Source organism: Streptomyces sp. NPDC048514 (assembly GCF_043199955.1).
Classification (GTDB): Bacteria; Actinomycetota; Actinomycetes; order Streptomycetales; family Streptomycetaceae; genus Streptomyces.
In genome coordinates, this window is the sequence record NZ_JBICWT010000017.1 from 107,411 (window position 1) to 125,482 (window position 18,072).

Sequence of the window (18,072 nt, forward strand, 5' to 3'; positions counted from 1 at the left end):
TTCGCCCGCCTTGACGCATACCGATCAGTAACCTGATCGTCCGTGACCAGTCGATACAGACCAGCCGAGGCACCTCAGAGCCTCAACTCCTCCTCGCCCCGCCGCCGTACGGTCGTCAAGGCCGCGGCGGCGACCGCTGTCCTGGCCGGCCCGCTCGCCGCCGCACTTCCGGCCCGCGCCGCCACGGACGCCCCCGCCTTCCTGCACGGTGTCGCCTCCGGTGACCCGCTGCCCGACGGCGTCCTGCTGTGGACCCGGATCACCCCCGTCCCGGAGGCGATACCCGGCTCCGGGACGGGCCCGGACACCGTGGTGAGCTGGATCGTCGCCAGGGACAAGGCGCTGACGGACGTCGTCGCCAAGGGCTCCACCACCGCGACGGCCACCTCCGACCACACCGTGAAGGCAGACATCCGCGGTCTGCAGCCGGCCACCGACTACTGGTTCCGTTTCTCGGCCGGCGGCACCGACTCCCCGGTGGCGCGCACCCGCACCGCGCCGGCGGCGGACGCGGCCGTCCCCGGCCTGCGCTTCGGCGTGGTCTCCTGCGCCAACTGGGAGGCGGGCTACTTCTCCGCATACCGTCACCTCGCGGCGCGCAGCGACCTGGACGCGTGGCTGCACCTCGGCGACTACATCTACGAGTACAAGTCCGGCGAGTACGGGACCCGCGACAGGGTCGTCCGCCCGCACGCGCCGGCGAACGAGATCCTCACCCTCGCCGACTACCGCATCCGGCACGGCAGGTACAAGACGGACCCCGACCTGCAGGCGCTGCACCTGAAGGCGCCGGTCGTCGCGATCTGGGACGACCACGAGTTCGCCGACAACGCCTGGTCCGGCGGCGCGGTCAACCACACCGAGGGCGCCGAGGGCACTTGGGCGGCCCGTCAGGCCGCCGCCAAGCAGGCCTACTTCGAGTGGATGCCGGTGCGCCCGGCGATCGCGGGCACCACCTACCGCCGGCTGCGCTTCGGCAAGCTCGCCGATCTGTCCCTGCTGGACCTGCGTTCCTTCCGCTCCCAGCAGGCGGCCACGGCCAGCGGCTCGGTGGACGACCCGGACCGCACGCTCACCGGGCGCGCCCAGCTCGACTGGCTCAAGGCCGGTCTGAAGGCCTCCGACACCAAGTGGCGGCTGGTCGGCAACTCGGTGATGATCTCGCCGTTCTCCTTCGGCTCCCTCTCCGCGGACCTGTTCAAGCCGCTCGCCAAGCTGCTCGGCCTGCCGCAGGAGGGCATCGCCGCCAACACGGACCAGTGGGACGGCTACACCGACGACCGCCGTGAGCTGCTGAGCCACCTGCGGTCCAACGCCATCGGCAACACCGTCTTCCTGACCGGCGACATCCACATGTCGTGGGCCAACGACGTGCCGGTCGACGCCGGGACCTACCCGCTCTCCGCCTCGGCGGCCACCGAGTTCGTGATCACCTCGGTGACCTCCGACAACCTCGACGACGTGGTGAAGGTCCCGGAGGGCACGGTCTCCGCGATCGCCGCGCCGGTCATCCAGGCCGCCAACCGGCACGTGCACTGGGTGGACACCGACCGGCACGGCTACGGCGTCCTGGACATCACCGCCGACCGGGCGCAGATGGACTACTACGTCACGTCCGACCGCACGAACGTGAACGCCACCTCCGCGTGGGCGCGTTCGTACCGCACCCGCAGCGGCACGCAGAAGGTCGAGCGGACCTACGACCCGGTGTAACCGCCCACCAGGGCGCCGGGCTCAGCCGAGCGAGTCGAGGAAGCCGAGCGCCACCCGCCAGGTGGCCTCGGCGGCCTCCGCGTCGTAGTCGGGCGACTCGGGGTCGGTGTAGAGGTGCCCGGCGCCGGGATAGCGGTGGATCTCCACGTCGGCGCCCGCCCGGCCCATCTGCAGGTACCAGGCGCTCAGCCAGTCGTCCGTCTCGAACGGGTCCGGCTCGGCCACGTGCAGCTGCACCGGCAACTCGTCCGCCTGCGCGTTCGGGGCGAGATCCGAGGTGCCGTGCAGGAGCAGCAGCCCGCGCGCCCTGCCGTCGCCGAGGGCGAGGGTCTGGGCGACGGAGGCGCCGAGCGAGAACCCGGCGTACACCAGCCCCCGGTCCGAGTAGGGCGCGGCCGCCAGCACGGCCCGCTTGAGCAGTTCCTCCTTGCCCAGCTCCTCCCGGTACGCCATGCCCTCCTCGACGGTGTCGAACGTGCGCCCCTCGAAGAGGTCCGGCGTCCACACCTCGTGGCCCGCCGCGCGCAGCCGGTCCGCGGCCGCGCGCACCGCGGGCCCCAGCCCGTAGGTCGAGTGAAAGAGCATGATGTTCATGAGGCCATGGTGCCAGCCGGGAGAGGGCTCGGCCGCACCGCGGCGATACCGCGGCCCTACCCAGCCGGGCCGGGAACACACATGTTCATCGTCCCCAGAGCCGGGTTAGGCGCCCAGGCATGGAGAACGTACTCCGCCCCCTGATCGTGCTCGGTGGCTCGGTACTGCTCACCCTCGCGATCGGGTGGGCCACCGACCGGCTATTGCGCACGGCCGACGAACGCAGCCCCGACTCCCCGCTGTGGGAGCTGCTGCGGCGCGGCCGCATCCCCTACCAGCTCGTCCTGTGCACCGCACTGCTCAGAGGCTCCTACGACCAGGCGAAGCTCCTGGAACGGCATCAGGTCGGCCTCGGCCGGACGCTGACCCTGGTGCTCATCGGCTCCGCGGCCTGGCTGGCGATCCGGATCGCCGCGGCGATCGTGGAGACCTCGTACAGCCGATACGCGCGCGCCCACCGCGACGCGGCCCGGGTACGCCGGGTGCGCACGCAGGTGGAACTGATCATGCGGGTGGTCTCCGCGATCGTGATCGTCGTGGCGATCGCCTCGATGCTGCTCACCTTCCCGGCGATGCGCGCGGCGGGCGCCTCACTGCTGGCCTCGGCCGGCATCCTGGGCATCGTGGCCGGTGTGGCCGCCCAGTCGACGCTGTCGAACATGTTCGCGGGCCTGCAGATCGCCTTCGGCGACATGGTCCGCATCGGCGACACGGTCGTCGTGGACGGCGAGTGGGGCACGGTCGAGGAGATCACCCTGACGTTCCTGACGGTACGCACGTGGGACGAGCGCCGGATCACCATGCCGGTGTCGTACTTCACGTCCAAGCCGTTCGAGAACTGGTCCCGCGGCACCCCGCAGATGACCGGCACGGTGTTCTGGTACCTCGACCACAGCGCGCCCGTCGAGGCGATGCGCGAGAAGCTGCGCGACATCCTGCGCCAGTGCCCGGCCTGGGACGGCCGCGCCTGCAACCTGGTGGTGACCGACACCACGGCCAACACCATGGAGGTGCGGGCGCTGGTGACCGCGAAGGACGCCGACGACATCTGGACGGTACGGATCACGGTCCGCGAGCAGATGATCACCTGGCTGTCGACGGAGCACCCGTACGCGCTGCCCCGGGTCAACACCTCGGAGGCGGTGCTCCCGCCGTACCGGGTCCCGTCCCCCGACGGCTCCTCGCTCCGCAAGGCCTACGAGTTCCCGCGCACGGGCCGCGGCTGACCCGGGACCGTACGGGGGGGTCGGCCGCACGGACCGCGGCTGCCCCCCCGGACCGTACGAGGAGTCGGCCGCACGGACCGCGGCTGACCCTGACCCGTACGGGGGGTCGGCCGCACGGACCGCGGCTGCCCCCCGGACCGTACCGGGGGGGCAGCCTCAGCGCAGGCTGCGCACGTCGAGATGCCGAAGCACCCGGTCCACGATCTCCGGATCGGCCCCCGGTTCGCTCCGCGCCGCCAGCACCTCGTGCCGGGCGGCGCTGAGCATGTCGGACTGGATGCGCCGGATCCGCTTGAGCCGCTTGACCCGCTGGCCCTGCGCCTCGCGCCGCTCCTCCTCGCCCATGTCCGGGCTGATCCGGATGCCGATCTCGAAGGCCCGGCGCAGCATCTGCTCGGACAGATCCTCGGGCAGGTCCTCCACCTGCTCGATCTCCCGCAGCCGGCGCTTCGCCGCCTTCGCGGCCCGCACCGCCAGCTCCTTCTCGATCTCCTTCTCCCGCTCGGAGTCGGCCCGCACCCCGAGCCGTTTCACCAGCCAGGGCAGCGTCAGTCCCTGGAGCACCAGGGTGGCGACGATCACACCGAAGGCGATGAAGATGATCTCGTCCCGGTCGGGGAACGGCGCCCCGGCGTCGGTCTTCAGCGGAACGGCCAGCGCCAGCGCCACCGAAGCCACCCCGCGCATCCCGGACCACCACATGACGATGGTCTCCCGCCAGCTCACCGGGATCTCCTCGTCGTAGTCCCGGCGGGCGTGCAGCCGCTTGGTCAGCCAGGTGGCGGGCAGCAGCCACAGCAGCCGTACGACGATCACCACGCCCGCGACGGCCGCCGCCCAGCCGAGCATCTCGGCCCACCGCCCCTGGGCGGTGCGGATGGCGTTGTGCAGCTCCAGGCCGATCAGCCCGAAGGCGACGCCGGTGACGAGGGTGTCGATGATGTCCCAGAAGGTGTGCCCGGCGAGCCGGGTCATCACGTCGTCGGCGCCGGTGGCGTACTCGGCCAGGAAGAGGGCCGTGGTGAGCACGGCGAGCACGCCCGAGCCGTGCAGCTTCTCCGCCAGCACGTAGGAGGCGTACGGCACCAGCAGGGTCATGCCGATCTGCAGGGTCGGATCGCCGAGCAGGTCCATCAGCCGGTTCGCGCCCCAGCCGAGCGCCAGCCCCACGGCCACCGCGACGACGGCGGACAGCACCAGGTCGAGACCCGCCTGCCAGGGCGAGAAGGAGCCGCTCACCGCGGCGGCGATCGCCACGTGGTACAGCACGATGGCGGTGACGTCGTTGAAGAGTCCCTCGCCCTCCAGAATCGACACCAGGCGGCGCGGCAGCCCGAGTTGCCCGGCGACGCTCGTCGCGGCGACCGGGTCGGGCGGGGCGATCAGGGCGCCGAGCGCGATGGCGGCGGCGATCGGCAGGCCGGGCACGATCGCGTTCGCGACGAGCGCGACGCACACCATCGTCACGAACACCAGGGCCACGGCCAGCAGGAAGATCGGGCGGACGTTGGCCGCGAACTGCCGCCAGGAGGTCCGGCGTACGGCGGCGTAGAGCAGCGGCGGCAGCAGCGCCGGCAGGATCAGGTCGGGCGGGATGTCCACGTTGGGCACGAAGGCGGCCACCGCCAGGGCCCCGCCGAAGAGTGTCATGAGCACCGGCGCCGGCACTCCGAACCGGTCCCCCACCGGAACGCTCACCAGCGCCCCGAGCAGCAGGACGAACAACAGGGCCAACTGGTCCACGGCCGGCGCTCCGAGGGGTCGACGATCACACGGGAAGGCTCCAGCCTGCCATCAGCCCGGCGGGAAAGCGTGGCTCTTACAGGGCGCGGCGCATCGCCCGGTGCGGTATCCCCGCGTCCGGGAACTCCGGGCCGTACGCCGCGTACCCGAGCTGCTCGTAGAAGCCGAGGGCGTGGGTCTGGGCATGCAGGTCCACCGCCGTCAGGCCGTGCGCGCGGGCCGCGTCCTCGATGGCCCGCACCAGTGCCGCCCCGACCCCCAGCCCGCGCGCCTCCCGGGAGACCGCGAGCCGCCCGAGGGAGCCGACCGCCGGGTCGCCACCGGTCTTCCCGGCCGCCGCGGCACCGTGCAGCAGCCGCCCGGTGCCGAGCGGCACGCCGTCCTCGCGGACCGCCAGCACGTGGACGGCGACGGTGTCGTGGGCGTCGTACTCGATGTCCTCGGCGACGCCCTGCTCGACGACGAAGACCTCCTTGCGGACCGCGAAGCAGGCCTCGCGGTCGGCGGGGTCGCCGGCGACGCGGACGGTGTACGGCGTGCTCACGCGTACGTCTCCTCGCGGACCTGGTCGAGGGCCTGCCGCAGGTCCTCGGGGTACTCGCTGGCGAACTCCACCCACTCCCCGTCCCCGGGGTGTTCGAAGCCGAGCCGCACGGCGTGCAGCCACTGGCGGGTCAGGCCCAGCCGCTTGGCGAGCGTCGGGTCGGCGCCGTAGGTGAGGTCGCCGACGCAGGGGTGGCGGTGGGCGGCCATGTGGACGCGGATCTGGTGGGTGCGGCCGGTCTCCAGCTTCACGTCCAGCAGGGAGGCGGCGCGGAATGCCTCGACGAGGTCGTAGTGGGTCACGGAGGGCTTGCCCTCGGCCGTGACCGCCCACTTGTAGTCGTGGTTCGGGTGGCGGCCGATCGGGGCGTCGATCGTGCCGCTCGTCGGGTCGGGGTGGCCCTGGACCAGCGTGTGGTAGCGCTTGTCGACCGTGCGCTCCTTGAACTGGCGCTTGAGCGAGGTGTAGGCACGCTCCGACTTCGCGACCACCATCAGTCCCGAGGTGCCGACGTCGAGGCGGTGCACGATGCCCTGCCGTTCGGCGGCGCCCGAGGTGGAGATCCGGTACCCGGCGGCGGCGAGACCGCCGATGACCGTGGGGCCGGACCAGCCCGGCGACGGGTGCGCGGCCACGCCGACCGGCTTGACGATCACCACCACGTCCTCGTCGTCGTGCACGATCTCCATGCCCTCGACGGGCTCGGCGAGCACCTGCACCGGCGCGGGCGCCTGCGGCATCTCGACCTCGAGCCAGGCGCCGCCGCGCACCCGCTCGGACTTGCCGACCACCCCGCCGTCCACCTGGACCTTGCCGGCCGCGGCCAGCTCGGCCGCCTTGGTACGGGAGAAGCCGAACATGCGGGAGATGGCGGCGTCGACGCGCTCGCCCTCCAGGCCGTCGGGCACGGGCAGGGTTCGGATCTCGGGGTTCGGGCTCACCCGTCGAGTATGCCGGACGGACCGGACGCCCCCGAACGGGCCTGTGGAAAACCTCCCGGCGCAGGACACCGCCCCGGTCCTGGTGGACGCCGCCGCCCCCCGTCCTGGTGGACGCCGCCGCCCCGGTCCTTGGCGGTGGTGCCGCCTCAGTCCTGGTGGACGGTGCCGTCCGGGTCCAGGCCCCGGAAGGAGAGCAGCACGATCAGGATGCCGCCGCACACGATCGCCGAGTCGGCGAGGTTGAACACCGCGAAGCCCTTGGGTGCGATGAAGTCGACGACCTCGCCCTCGAAGATCCCGGGGGCCCGGAAGATGCGGTCGGTGAGGTTGCCGAGGGCACCGCCGAGCAGCAGGCCGAGCGCGATCGCCCAGGGGAAGCTGTAGAGCTTGCGGGCCAGCCGGATGATCACCACGATCACGGCGGCCGCGATGAGCGTGAAGATGATCGTGAAGGCCGCGCCGAAGCCGAAGGCGGCCCCCGGGTTGCGGATGGCGTGCAGCTCCAGCCAGTCCCCGACGACCTGGATGGGGGCGTGGTGCTCCAGCTTCGCGACCACGAGCAGCTTGCTGATCAGGTCGACGGCGTACGCGAACGCGGCCACCGCGAACAGCACGGCGATGCGGCGCCCGCGCCCGGTCCGCCGCTGCGCCGAGGTCTCCCGCGCGTCCGTGCCGGGCACCCCGGCCTCGCGGGACGCCCCGGCTCCGGCGGCCGCCGCGGCCGCCGTCCGCTCGCCGCTGTCGCCCGGGGTCTTCGGCGTACCGATGGTGCGCTCCGCCTCTGCCACGTGAGTCCCTCAACCTAGGTGCCTGACTGAGGACGAGACTACGGCACGCCCCCCGAGGCCCCCACGCTCAGGAGCGCCGTTCCTGCTTCTGCTTGCACTCCACGCACAGCGTGGCCCTCGGGAAGGCCTGCATCCGGGCCTTGCCGATGGGGTTCCCGCAGTTCTCGCACAGTCCGTAGGTGCCCGCGTCCAGCCGCTCCAGGGCCCGCTCGGTCTGGGTCAGCATCTCGCGTGCGTTGGCGGCCAGCGCCATCTCGTGCTCGCGTGTGATGTTCTTGGTGCCGGTGTCGGCCTGGTCGTCGCCCGCGCCGTCGCCGGAGTCCCGCATCAGGCCGACGAGGGAGGCCTCCGACGAGCTGATCTCCTCCCGCAGCCGTTCCATCTCGGACTGCAGCTCCGCGCGCGCCTCCTCGACCTCTTCCGGGGTCCAGGGGTCCTCGCCCGGTCGCACCGCCAGCTCGCCGGGCTCCGCCGCACCCGCCCGCGCCTTGGGAACGCCGGTCTCCGCCGTGGCCGTGCCAGGAGTCTTCTTCGCAACCACCGTCGTGGCTCCCGTCTGCTCCGCGGCCCGCGCCGCGACCGGTTTCTTGGCCGTGCTCTTCGCGGCCGTCTCCGTGGAGACGTGCTCGCCGCCCGACTTCCCGCCGACCGCCCTCCCCGCCGTCGGCTCCTTGTGCGTCACCGCCCCGTCGGCTCCCGGCCTCTCCTCGGCGGCCTTCCGGGCCGCCACCTTCCCGGCCGGCTTCCCGGCGGCGTCCGCCTTCTTCGCCACCGCCTTCTTCACCGCGGCCTTCTTGACCGGCGCCTCCTTGGCCGGCGCCTTCTTGGCCGCAGCCTTTTTCACCGCGGCCTTCTTCACCGCAGCCTTCCTGACCGGCGCCTTCTTGGCCGCAGCCTTCCCGGCCACCGCCTTCTCGGCGTCTGGAGTGCCCGCGGAGGCCTTGCCGGATGGTGCCCTCTGCCGGGCGGCCTGCTCGGCCTCGCCACCGGAGGCGGCCGTACCGGCGGAGGCGACCGCGCCCCTGGACCGGACGGTCGCCGGCTGCTGTACGGCGGTCTTTTTCGCCACCATGGCCGCGGCCCCTTCACATATTGTGATTTCGCACGCGAATCGTGCTGGGACGATAAATCGACTTGAGTCCCGCGGCAACGGGGCACACCGCCCGATTCGCCCGCCCGCACCCCCGCGCAGCGGGCCTGCATCCGTTGTGCCCAGCTCCCCGGCGGGTAATCCGCCCGGGTGGGGCTGTGCGGAGGCGAGCGCCCGTCCCCTCGCCATTCGGGTCACCCCGGCCCGCCCCGGGCCGCCGCTCCCGGGAGCCGGAAAACCGGTCCGCCGCTGTCCGCGCGGCGCCGTACACTGGGCGGAGCGAGAAGCGTGGATGGGGACGAGTAGCGGCGTACGCAGCCCAGAGCGACCCGGGGACGGTGTGAGCCCGGGGGCGAGCGCGACGTGAAGATCACCCCGGAGCCGCCGGAGGAAAGCCGCAGCCGACGGGCGACGGCGAGTAGAACCGGCTTCGCGACCCCAAAGAGGGGGCTCACCGGCGTGTACGGCGCGGCGGAGGGCCAAGGAGGGTGGTACCGCGGGAGCGCGCCGCACACGGCGTAGACAGGATCGAAGGCTCTCGTCCCTCCGACGGAAGACAGCAAGTCCGTTGGAGGATGCTCGCAGATGACAGCGCCGACGTACCGCCAGGTGCCCGCACAGGTCGACCTGCCCGCTCTTGAGCACGCCGTGCTCGACTTCTGGCGCGACCAGAAGATCTTCGCCAAGAGCCTGGAGCAGTCCGAGGGCCGCCCCGAGTGGGTGTTCTACGAGGGCCCGCCCACCGCCAACGGCATGCCGGGCGCCCATCACATCGAGGCGCGCGTCTTCAAGGACGTCTTCCCCCGCTTCCGCACCATGCGCGGCTACCACGTGGCCCGCAAGGCCGGCTGGGACTGCCACGGCCTGCCCGTCGAGCTGGCGGTCGAGAAGGAGCTGGGCTTCTCCGGCAAGCAGGACATCGAGGCGTACGGCATCGCCGAGTTCAACGCCAGGTGCCGCGAGTCGGTGACCCGGCACACGGACGCCTTCGCCGAGCTGACGACCCGCATGGGCTACTGGGTCGACCTGGACGACGCCTACCGGACCATGGACCCGGAGTACGTCGAGTCGGTCTGGTGGTCGCTGAAGGAGATCTTCACCAAGGACCTGCTGGTCCAGGACCACCGGGTCGCCCCCTGGTGCCCCCGCTGCGGCACCGGCCTGTCCGACCACGAGCTGGCCCAGGGCTACGAGACGGTCGTCGACCCGTCGGTGTACGTCCGTTTCCCGCTCACCTCCGGCCCGCTCGCCGGCGAGGCCGCCCTCCTGGTGTGGACGACGACCCCCTGGACCCTGGTGTCCAACACGGCGGTCGCCGCGCACCCGGACGTCACCTACGTCGTCGCGACGAACGGCGAGGAGAAGCTCATCGTCGCCGAGCCGCTGCTCGCCAAGGCGCTCGGCGAGGGCTGGGAGACCACCGGCCGGACGTTCACCGGCGCCGAGATGGAGCGCTGGAGGTATCAGCGCCCCTTCGAGCTGGTGGAGTTCCCGAGCGTCGGCGAGGGAACCGACGGGCACAGCGCCGAGCCGGCGCACTTCGTGGTCAACGCCGAGTACGTCACCACCGAGGACGGCACGGGCCTGGTCCACCAGTCCCCCGCGTTCGGCGAGGACGACCTCAAGGTCTGCCGTGCCTACGGCCTGCCCGTGGTCAACCCGGTCCGCCCCGACGGCACCTTCGAGGAGGACGTGCCCCTCGTCGGCGGCGTCTTCTTCAAGAAGGCCGACGAGAAGCTCACCGAGGACCTGGCGCAGCGCGGCCTCCTCTTCCGCCACCTGCCGTACGAGCACAGCTACCCGCACTGCTGGCGTTGCCACACCGCGCTTCTCTACTACGCGCAGCCCTCCTGGTACATCCGCACGACGGCGATCAAGGACCGCCTCATCCAGGAGAACGAGAAGACCAACTGGTTCCCGGAGACGGTCAAGCACGGCCGCTTCGGCGACTGGCTGAACAACAACATCGACTGGGCGCTGTCCCGCAACCGCTACTGGGGCACCCCGCTGCCGATCTGGCGCTGCGAGGACGACCACCTCACCTGCGTCGGCTCGCGCGCGGAGCTGACCGAGCTGACCGGCACCGACCAGTCGAACCTCGACCCGCACCGCCCGTACATCGACGAGGTCACCTTCGCCTGCCGCCACGACGGCTGCGGAAAGACGGCCACGCGCGTACCGGAGGTCATCGACGCCTGGTACGACTCGGGATCCATGCCGTTCGCGCAGTGGGGCTACCCGTACAAGAACAAGGAGCTGTTCGAGAGCCGCTACCCGGCGCAGTTCATCTCCGAGGCGATCGACCAGACCCGCGGCTGGTTCTACACGCTGATGGCCGTCGGCACACTCGTCTTCGACAGGTCGTCGTACGAGAACGTCGTGTGCCTCGGCCACATCCTCGCCGAGGACGGCCGCAAGATGTCCAAGCACCTGGGCAACATCCTGCAGCCGATCCCGCTCATGGACCAGCACGGCGCGGACGCGGTGCGCTGGTTCATGGCGGCCGGCGGTTCCCCGTGGGCGGCCCGCCGGGTCGGCCACGGCACCATCCAGGAGGTCGTCCGCAAGACCCTGCTGACGTACTGGAACACGGTCGCCTTCCAGGCCCTGTACGCCCGTACGTCGAACTGGGCGCCCGGTGCGGCGGACCCGGCCCCGGCCGAGCGCCCGCTGATCGACCGCTGGCTGCTGTCCGAACTGCACGCGCTCACCGACCAGGTGACCCAGGCGCTGGAGGCGTACGACACCCAGCGCGCCGGCAAGCTGCTGTCCGCGTTCGTCGACGACCTGTCGAACTGGTACGTCCGCCGTTCCCGCCGCCGTTTCTGGCAGGGCGACAAGGCCGCGCTGCGCACGCTGCACGAGGTGCTGGAGACGGTCACCAAGCTGATGGCGCCGATCACCCCCTTCATCACCGAGCGGGTGTGGCAGGACCTCATCGTCCCGGTCGGCCCGGGGGCGCCGGAGTCGGTGCACCTGGCCTCCTGGCCGGAGGCGGACCTCGGGGCGATCGACCCGGAGCTGTCGCGGCAGATGGTCCTGGTACGCCGGCTGGTCGAGCTGGGCCGTGCCACGCGTGCGGAGTCGGGTGTCAAGACGCGCCAGCCGCTGTCCCGCGCGCTGATCGCGGCCGCCGGCTTCGAGTCCCTCGACCCGGAGCTGCACACCCAGATCACGGAGGAGCTGAACGTCTCCTCGCTGGCGTCCCTCTCGCAGGTCGGCGGCTCGCTGGTCGACACGACCGCCAAGGCCAACTTCCGTGCGCTCGGCAAGCGGTTCGGCAAGCGGGTGCAGGACGTGGCGAAGGCCGTCGCGGCCGCCGACGCCGCCGCGCTGTCCCTCGCCCTGCGTGAGGGCACGGCCTCGGTGGAGGTCGACGGTGAGACGGTCGCCCTCGCACCCGACGAGGTGATCATCACCGAGACTCCGCGTGAGGGCTGGTCGGTGGCCTCCGACTCGGGCGCCACGGTCGCCCTGGACCTGGAGATCACCGAGGAGCTGCGGCAGGCGGGCCTCGCCCGTGACGCGATCCGGCTTATCCAGGAGGCCCGCAAGAACAGCGGCCTGGACGTGGCCGACCGGATCGCGCTGCGCTGGACCTCGACGGACGCCGCGGTGATCGCGGCGCTGACCGAGCACGCGGAGCTGATCGCCGACGAGGTGCTGGCGGCCGACTTCGGTCAGGGTGAGGCCGCCGACGGCTTCGGCGAACCCTTCACCGACGAGGGGCTGTCCCTCACGTTCCGGCTCCGCAAGGCGTAAGGGGCACGGCGCGGGCGCACCCGCGGTGAGTGAACGCGAGGGCGTGAGCGCGGGGGCGTAGCCGCCCGGTCGTCGAGAAGGGCCCGGTCTCCGGTTCGGAGGCCGGGCCCTTCCGGCAGGTGCGCCCGTACACAGTGACCGTGCGCGGTTCCCCGCGCCCCCGAGGTCGGTTCCCCTCACGATGACCGCGCGGCTCCCCGCGACCCTGAGGTCCGTTCCCCTCACGATGACCGCGCGGCTCCCCGCGACCCTGGAGTCGGTCTCCCTCACGATGACCCGTTCGATTCCGCGCGCCCCCGGGCCAGTCCGCCTCAACGCGCGTAAAAAGGGCGGGACCCCGGGTGGTGAATCCGGGGTCCCGCCCTGAACGCTGCCGACGCCTATGGCGTACTACACACCGTGCCCGGTGCTCAGTTGTCGTCCTCGTCGATCAGGAACCCACGCATCGGCGAGGGAGCCTGGCCCATCGGGGACGGACCCTGCGGACGGACCGGGGCCATGGGCTGGGTCATGGCCGGGCTCATCTGCTGCTGACCGCCGTAGGACTGGGCGGACGGAGCGGACGGGCCACCCATGCCCTGGTTGCCGCCGTAGGACGGGGCGCTCGCGCCGGCCGGAGCCATCGAGGGCGCCGGGGACGGCGGCAGCGACGCGGTGGCCGGGGTGCGCGGCGGGGCCAGGGAGTCGTCGGCCTGGGTCTCCAGCTGACGCAGCTGGGACTCGAGGTACGACTTCAGACGCGTGCGGTACTCGCGCTCGAAGCCGCGCAGGTCCTCGACCTTGCGCTCCAGCGTGGCGCGCGCGGACTCCAGGGAGCCCATGGCGACGCGGTGCTTCTCCTGCGCGTCCCGCTCCAGCGCGTCGGCCTTGGCACGGGCGTCCCGCTCCAGACCCTCGGCGCGGCTGCGGGCCTCGCCGACGATCTTGTTGGCTTCGGAACGGGCCTCGGCGATCGCCTGGTCGGCGGTCTGCTGGGCCAGCGAGAGGACACGGGCGGCGCTGTCGCCACCGGGGCCCTGACCGGGGCCGCCCATCGGACCGCCCATCGGGCCACCCATCGGGCCACCCATCTGCTGCTGCATGGGCGGCTGACCACCCATGGGGCCCTGACCCATCGGACCCTGACCCATCGGACCCTGGCCCATCGGGCCGGGACCCTGCGGGCCGCCCTGACCGCCGGGGCCGGCGGGCAGCTGCGGGGCACCGCTCGGCAGCTGCGGCGGACCACCCATGGGGCCGCCCATCTGCTGCTGCGGCGGACCCGATATGCCGGCGGGCACCGGCTGGCCCGGACCTCGCATGCCCTGCTGCTGCTGAGGATGCTGCTGGTCCTGCTCCGGCGGCTTGCGCATGTTCTGCTGGTTCTGGGCAGCAGCGCGCGTGGCCGCGGCCAGCTTGGCGCGCAGGTCCTCGTTCTCGCGGAGCAGACGGGTCAGTTCGGCTTCGACCTCGTCGAGGAAGGCATCGACCTCGTCCTCGTCATAGCCTTCTCGGAGGCGGACGGTCGTGAACTGCTTGTTCCGCACGTCCTCGGGGGTCAACGGCATCTCTTCACCTCAACGTAGTCATCGGCAGTCGGCAAGACCGTATCGTCCACATTCATCTCGCTAGGCTCGTCAGGGAGATGAGGATGTAGACGATGATCATCAGTACGAAGAAGGACAGGTCGAGCGCCACGCCCCCGAGACGCAGCGGCGGGATGAACCGCCGCAGAAGCTTCAGCGGTGGATCGGTGACAGTGTAGGTGGCCTCCAGTACGACCACCATCGCCTTGCCGGGTTGCCACGAGCGGGCGAACTGGAAGACGTAGTCCATGACCAGCCGGAAGATGAGCACGACGAGGAACACCAGCAGCGCGGTGTGGACCACCAGTGCGAACACGCTCATGGTCTGCGCTTCCCTCTCCCCTGCTCCGTGCTCTTCCGTACTTCGATCCGGTCGTGCTTCTCAGCTCTGGTTGAAGAACCCGCCCTCTGCGATGCGGGCCTTGTCCTCCGCCGTGACATCGACGTTAGCAGGAGACAACAGGAACACCTTCTGCGTCACCCGCTCGATACTGCCGTGAAGACCAAACACCAAACCGGCCGCAAAGTCGACAAGTCGCTTCGCGTCTGTGTCATCCATCTCAGTCAGATTCATGATCACCGGAGTGCCTTCACGGAAGTGTTCCCCGATGGTACGGGCCTCGTTGTAGGTCCGCGGGTGCAACGTGGTGATCCGGTACGGCTCTCGTTCCGACACGACCTTGGGCATGATCACCGGCGCGTTCTTCTCCAGGGACTGACGTTCTTGTGTGATGGATGCCACGGGCGCGATCCGCGCCGGGCGCCCCGATTCCGCGGCGAGCGAAGTCGCGCGGGCCATCGGCTCGCGCGGCGCGGGCGGTTGCACGATTCGCACCTCTTCGCCCCTTTGGGGCTGATGTGCGCCGTGCGGCTGGTGTGACGACTCATGCCGTCGGTGTTCCCGCTCCGGCTCCGGATCCAGTTCGGGCTCGAAGTCGTCGTCGGGATCGAATCCGCGGCCGTCGTACCCATCGTCCTCCACGAGGCCGAGGTAGACCGCCATCTTGCGCATCGCGCCGGCCATGCTCTGAGTCCTCCGCTCTGTGGTGGATCGACTGACGACTGCCAAGTGCCCGCGATCCACGAGGTCGTTGTGCCCGTCTGCACAGGCATTGACCATATTTTCTGCTGTGGTCCGACTTCTTGGCGACGTTACCCGAGCCTGGGGCGGACACCGAGTACCGCGGTGCCGACGCGCACATGTGTCGCCCCGGCGGCCACGGCCTGTTCGAGGTCCGCGCTCATCCCTGCCGACACCATGGTTGCAGCCGGATGGGCGCGGCGCAGGTCAGTCGACAAATCAATGAGCCGCTGGAACGCCGCCTGTTCGCGCCCCGCGTACTCCCCACTGAGCGGGGCGACGGTCATCAGGCCGTCGATCCGCAGGCCGGGCGAGTCCGCGATGAGGGCGGCCAACTCTTCGATTCCGTCCGGCGCCACGCCACCGCGCTCACCCCTGCCGCTCGCCTCCGCGTCGAGCGCGACCTGCACGAGGCAGCCCACCTCTCGCCCGGTGCGCACGGCCTCCTTCGACAGCGCCGTGACCAGCCTGGCCCGGTCGACGGACTGCACGACATCGGCGTAACCGACCACGGAACGGACCTTGTTGGTCTGCAACTGGCCGACGAAGTGCCAGGTCAGCGGCAGATCCGCGCAGGCCGCGGCCTTCGGCGCCGCGTCCTGGTCGCGGTTCTCGGCGACATGGCGCACGCCGAGCCCGGACAGGATCCGCACGTCGCTCGCGGGGTAGGTCTTGGTGACCACGATCAGGGTCACCTCCGCCCGTTCACGCCCGGCGGCCGCGCATGCGGCGGTGATGCGCTCCTCCACATTCGCCAGATTCGCGGCGAGTTCGGTTCTACGGTCCGTCATGTCCCATCAGTCCAGCCATACATAGCCGGCGAGCCGCCCGGTGGTGCGGTCGCGGCGGTACGAGAAGTGATCCGCCGACTCCAGCGTGCACACCGGCGACTGCTCCCGGTCGCACACCCCGAGCCGATCGAGCTGCGCGTGCACGCCGGCGCTCACGTCGACCGCCGGCGTGCCCCAGCTGGTCTCGGCGTGCGCCGCCGGCTCGACGGCGGCGACGTCGGCGCGCATCTGTTCCGGCACCTCGTAGCACCGGCCGCACACGGCCGGTCCGGTGCGGGCGACGATCCGGTCCGGTTCGGCGCCGAGCCCGACCATGGCGCGGACGGCGGCGGGCACGATCCCTCCGACCATGCCGGGGCGGCCCGCGTGGGCCGCGGCGACGACCCCGGCGACGGGGTCGGCCAGCAGCACCGGCACGCAGTCGGCGGTGAGGACGGCGAGGGCGAGTCCGCGGCGGGTGGTGACGATCGCGTCGACCTCCGGTACCGGGCTCCCCCACTCCGGGCTTCGCTCGAGCGGGGGGACCGGCGTGCCCCACGGCTCGTCGACCACGGCCACGTCGGCGCCGTGCACCTGGTTCATCCAGACGACCCGGCCGGGATCCAGGCCCAGCGACTTGGCCGCCAGCTCCCGGTTGTCCCGTACCGCCTCGGCGGTGTCGCCGACCGCTCCGCCGAGATTGAGCTGCTCATACGGAGCGGCGCTCACCCCGCCCCACCGGTCGGTGAAGGCGAAGTGGGCGCCGCCCACGCTCTCGCGCTGTCCTATCACTTGAGGAAGTCCGGGACGTCCAGTTCCTCCGCCGCGCTGTCCGCGTAGGTACGGGGGGCGGGCGTGACCGGCGGGACGACCGGGATCTCGGCCACCGGCTCGGGCGCGGACTCCGTCTCCTCCTTCGGCTTCACGCTGCCGAGCGAACCGAAGGACGGACGGCTGGGCTCGGCCGGCCGGGCGGGGGCGGGCTCCTCGCGGCGGGGCGCGGAGGAGGTGGAGGCCGAGCCGAGGACGTTGTCCCGGCGGGCCGGCGGCTGGCCGCCGTCGAAGCCGGCCGCGATCACGGTGACCCGGACCTCGTCGCCGAGGGCGTCGTCGATGACCGCGCCGAAGATGATGTTGGCCTCGGGGTGGGCGGCCTCGCTGACCAGCTGGGCCGCCTCGTTGATCTCGAACAGGCCGAGGTCGGAGCCACCGGAGATGGAGAGCAGCACGCCCCGGGCGCCGTCGATGGACGCCTCCAGCAGCGGCGAGGAGATCGCCATCTCGGCCGCCGCCACCGCGCGGTCGTCGCCGCGGGCCGAGCCGATGCCCATCAGGGCCGAACCGGCCTCGGACATGACCGACTTGACGTCGGCGAAGTCGAGGTTGATCAGGCCGGGGGTGGTGATGAGGTCGGTGATGCCCTGGACACCGGAGAGCAGGACCTGGTCGGCGGACTTGAAGGCGTCCAGGACCGAGACCTGGCGGTCCGAGATGGACAGCAGCCGGTCGTTGGGGATGACGATGAGGGTGTCGACCTCTTCGCGGAGTTCGGCGATGCCGTCCTCCGCCTGGTTGGCGCGACGCCGGCCCTCGAAGGTGAACGGGCGCGTGACCACGCCGATGGTGAGGGCGCCGAGCGAGCGCGCGATGTTGGCCACGACGGGCGCGCCGCCGGTGCCGGTGCCGCCGCCTTCTCCGGCCGTCACGAAGACCATGTCGGCCCCCTTGAGGACCTCCTCGATCTCCTCGCGGTGGTCCTCGGCGGCCTTGCGGCCGACGGCCGGGTTGGCTCCGGCGCCGAGTCCGCGGGTGAGTTCGCGGCCGACGTCGAGCTTGACGTCGGCGTCGCTCATCAACAGCGCTTGCGCGTCGGTGTTGATGGCGATGAACTCGACGCCCTTGAGACCGACCTCGATCATCCGGTTGATGGCATTGACACCACCGCCGCCGACACCGATGACCTTGATGACTGCGAGGTAGTTCTGCGGTGCTGCCACGTCGAAGGCCTCTCGCCTCGAATTACGTTGTCGCCGCCGTGCGGTGCCCCGCACGTGGACGACAGATGCCGAATGGGACGGTCCGTAGCGCCGACCCGAACCCTAACGTTGAAGTTTAGGGTTACCAGTGTGTCTGTTCCCTGGAGTCTTCTGAACAGGACACTAAGTCGACAAGTGGCGCCCGTTCAACGAACACGCCGAACCTCCCGTTTTTCTTTTCACCCTATGTGATCAGCCATAGCAGTGCCCAACCAGGGT

The 18,072-nt window shown here is 71.2% G+C and carries 15 protein-coding genes; 3 read left to right on the top strand and 12 right to left on the bottom strand.

Features of this window, described 5'->3' with window-relative positions; all coding sequences use genetic code 11:
- Positions 1-42 precede the first annotated feature (42 nt).
- A complete protein-coding gene (locus ACGFT2_RS32425) occupies positions 43-1,713 on the top strand; it encodes an alkaline phosphatase D family protein (protein WP_393285389.1) in 1,671 nt (556 codons plus the stop codon).
- A 21-nt stretch (positions 1,714-1,734) separates the two neighbouring features.
- Here ACGFT2_RS32425 and ACGFT2_RS32430 read toward each other — a convergent pair whose 3' ends face one another.
- Entirely contained in the window at positions 1,735-2,307 is a 573-nt protein-coding gene (locus ACGFT2_RS32430; protein WP_393285392.1) for a dienelactone hydrolase family protein, read from the bottom strand.
- 119 nt (positions 2,308-2,426) lie between these two features.
- Between ACGFT2_RS32430 and ACGFT2_RS32435 the strand changes: the two genes are divergently transcribed.
- Positions 2,427-3,533: a mechanosensitive ion channel family protein gene (locus ACGFT2_RS32435; protein WP_393285395.1), complete on the top strand. Its 1,107-nt coding sequence runs from the start codon at positions 2,427-2,429 to the stop codon at positions 3,531-3,533.
- Positions 3,534-3,689: 156 nt separating this feature from the next.
- Here ACGFT2_RS32435 and ACGFT2_RS32440 read toward each other — a convergent pair whose 3' ends face one another.
- From ACGFT2_RS32440 to ACGFT2_RS32460, 5 genes are all read right to left on the bottom strand, one after another.
- A complete protein-coding gene (locus ACGFT2_RS32440) occupies positions 3,690-5,276 on the bottom strand; it encodes a Na+/H+ antiporter (RefSeq protein WP_393285397.1) in 1,587 nt (528 codons plus the stop codon).
- A 76-nt stretch (positions 5,277-5,352) separates the two neighbouring features.
- Positions 5,353-5,820, bottom strand: coding sequence for a GNAT family N-acetyltransferase (locus ACGFT2_RS32445; RefSeq protein WP_393285399.1), 468 nt, complete (start codon positions 5,818-5,820; stop codon positions 5,353-5,355).
- Complete coding sequence (locus ACGFT2_RS32450; protein WP_393285402.1) at positions 5,817-6,761, bottom strand: RluA family pseudouridine synthase; 945 nt, start codon at positions 6,759-6,761, stop codon at positions 5,817-5,819. The genes ACGFT2_RS32445 and ACGFT2_RS32450 overlap by 4 nt, the downstream gene beginning before the upstream one ends.
- 146 nt (positions 6,762-6,907) lie before the next feature.
- A complete protein-coding gene (gene lspA / locus ACGFT2_RS32455; RefSeq protein ID WP_393285405.1) occupies positions 6,908-7,549 on the bottom strand; it encodes a signal peptidase II in 642 nt (213 codons plus the stop codon).
- 67 nt (positions 7,550-7,616) lie between these two features.
- Positions 7,617-8,621 (bottom strand): TraR/DksA family transcriptional regulator, encoded by a 1,005-nt coding sequence (locus ACGFT2_RS32460; protein ID WP_393285408.1) that lies wholly within the window; start codon positions 8,619-8,621, stop codon positions 7,617-7,619.
- Between the two features lie 603 nt (positions 8,622-9,224).
- Between ACGFT2_RS32460 and ileS the strand changes: the two genes are divergently transcribed.
- Complete coding sequence (gene ileS / locus ACGFT2_RS32465) at positions 9,225-12,401, top strand: isoleucine--tRNA ligase (RefSeq protein WP_393285411.1); 3,177 nt, start codon at positions 9,225-9,227, stop codon at positions 12,399-12,401.
- A gap of 410 nt (positions 12,402-12,811) precedes the next feature.
- On the opposite strand, the gene ACGFT2_RS32470 is transcribed toward ileS, so the two are convergent.
- The 6 genes from ACGFT2_RS32470 to ftsZ all read right to left on the bottom strand — a co-directional run bounded on the left by ACGFT2_RS32470 (position 12,812) and on the right by ftsZ (position 17,814).
- Positions 12,812-13,948 carry a DivIVA domain-containing protein gene (locus ACGFT2_RS32470; RefSeq protein ID WP_393285414.1) on the bottom strand — a complete coding sequence of 379 codons (1,137 nt, stop codon included), beginning with the start codon at positions 13,946-13,948 and terminating at the stop codon, positions 12,812-12,814.
- A gap of 52 nt (positions 13,949-14,000) precedes the next feature.
- Entirely contained in the window at positions 14,001-14,288 is a 288-nt protein-coding gene (locus tag ACGFT2_RS32475) for a YggT family protein (RefSeq protein ID WP_353600731.1), read from the bottom strand.
- Positions 14,289-14,348: 60 nt separating this feature from the next.
- Entirely contained in the window at positions 14,349-14,990 is a 642-nt protein-coding gene (locus ACGFT2_RS32480) for a cell division protein SepF (RefSeq protein WP_393285417.1), read from the bottom strand.
- Positions 14,991-15,118: 128 nt separating this feature from the next.
- Complete coding sequence (locus tag ACGFT2_RS32485; protein ID WP_393285420.1) at positions 15,119-15,838, bottom strand: YggS family pyridoxal phosphate-dependent enzyme; 720 nt, start codon at positions 15,836-15,838, stop codon at positions 15,119-15,121.
- Between the two features lie 6 nt (positions 15,839-15,844).
- Positions 15,845-16,609 carry a peptidoglycan editing factor PgeF gene (gene pgeF, locus ACGFT2_RS32490; RefSeq protein WP_393285423.1) on the bottom strand — a complete coding sequence of 255 codons (765 nt, stop codon included), beginning with the start codon at positions 16,607-16,609 and terminating at the stop codon, positions 15,845-15,847.
- Positions 16,606-17,814, bottom strand: a complete 1,209-nt coding sequence (ftsZ, locus tag ACGFT2_RS32495) for a cell division protein FtsZ (RefSeq protein WP_393285425.1) — start codon at positions 17,812-17,814, stop codon at positions 16,606-16,608. The genes pgeF and ftsZ overlap by 4 nt, the downstream gene beginning before the upstream one ends.
- Positions 17,815-18,072 lie beyond the last annotated feature (258 nt).

What these genes read in the sequence shown, in the direction of transcription:
- ACGFT2_RS32470 (WP_393285414.1), bottom strand. Translation starts at nt 13,948, where the DNA reads ATGCCGTTGACCCCCGAGGACGTGCGGAACAAGCAGTTCACGACCGTC.
- ACGFT2_RS32460 (WP_393285408.1), bottom strand. Translation starts at nt 8,621, where the DNA reads ATGGTGGCGAAAAAGACCGCCGTACAGCAGCCGGCGACCGTCCGGTCC.
- ACGFT2_RS32430 (WP_393285392.1), bottom strand. Translation starts at nt 2,307, where the DNA reads ATGAACATCATGCTCTTTCACTCGACCTACGGGCTGGGGCCCGCGGTG.
- ACGFT2_RS32475 (WP_353600731.1), bottom strand. Translation starts at nt 14,288, where the DNA reads ATGAGCGTGTTCGCACTGGTGGTCCACACCGCGCTGCTGGTGTTCCTC.
- ACGFT2_RS32435 (WP_393285395.1), top strand. Translation starts at nt 2,427, where the DNA reads ATGGAGAACGTACTCCGCCCCCTGATCGTGCTCGGTGGCTCGGTACTG.
- ACGFT2_RS32485 (WP_393285420.1), bottom strand. Translation starts at nt 15,838, where the DNA reads ATGACGGACCGTAGAACCGAACTCGCCGCGAATCTGGCGAATGTGGAG.
- ileS (WP_393285411.1), top strand. Translation starts at nt 9,225, where the DNA reads ATGACAGCGCCGACGTACCGCCAGGTGCCCGCACAGGTCGACCTGCCC.
- ACGFT2_RS32480 (WP_393285417.1), bottom strand. Translation starts at nt 14,990, where the DNA reads ATGGCCGGCGCGATGCGCAAGATGGCGGTCTACCTCGGCCTCGTGGAG.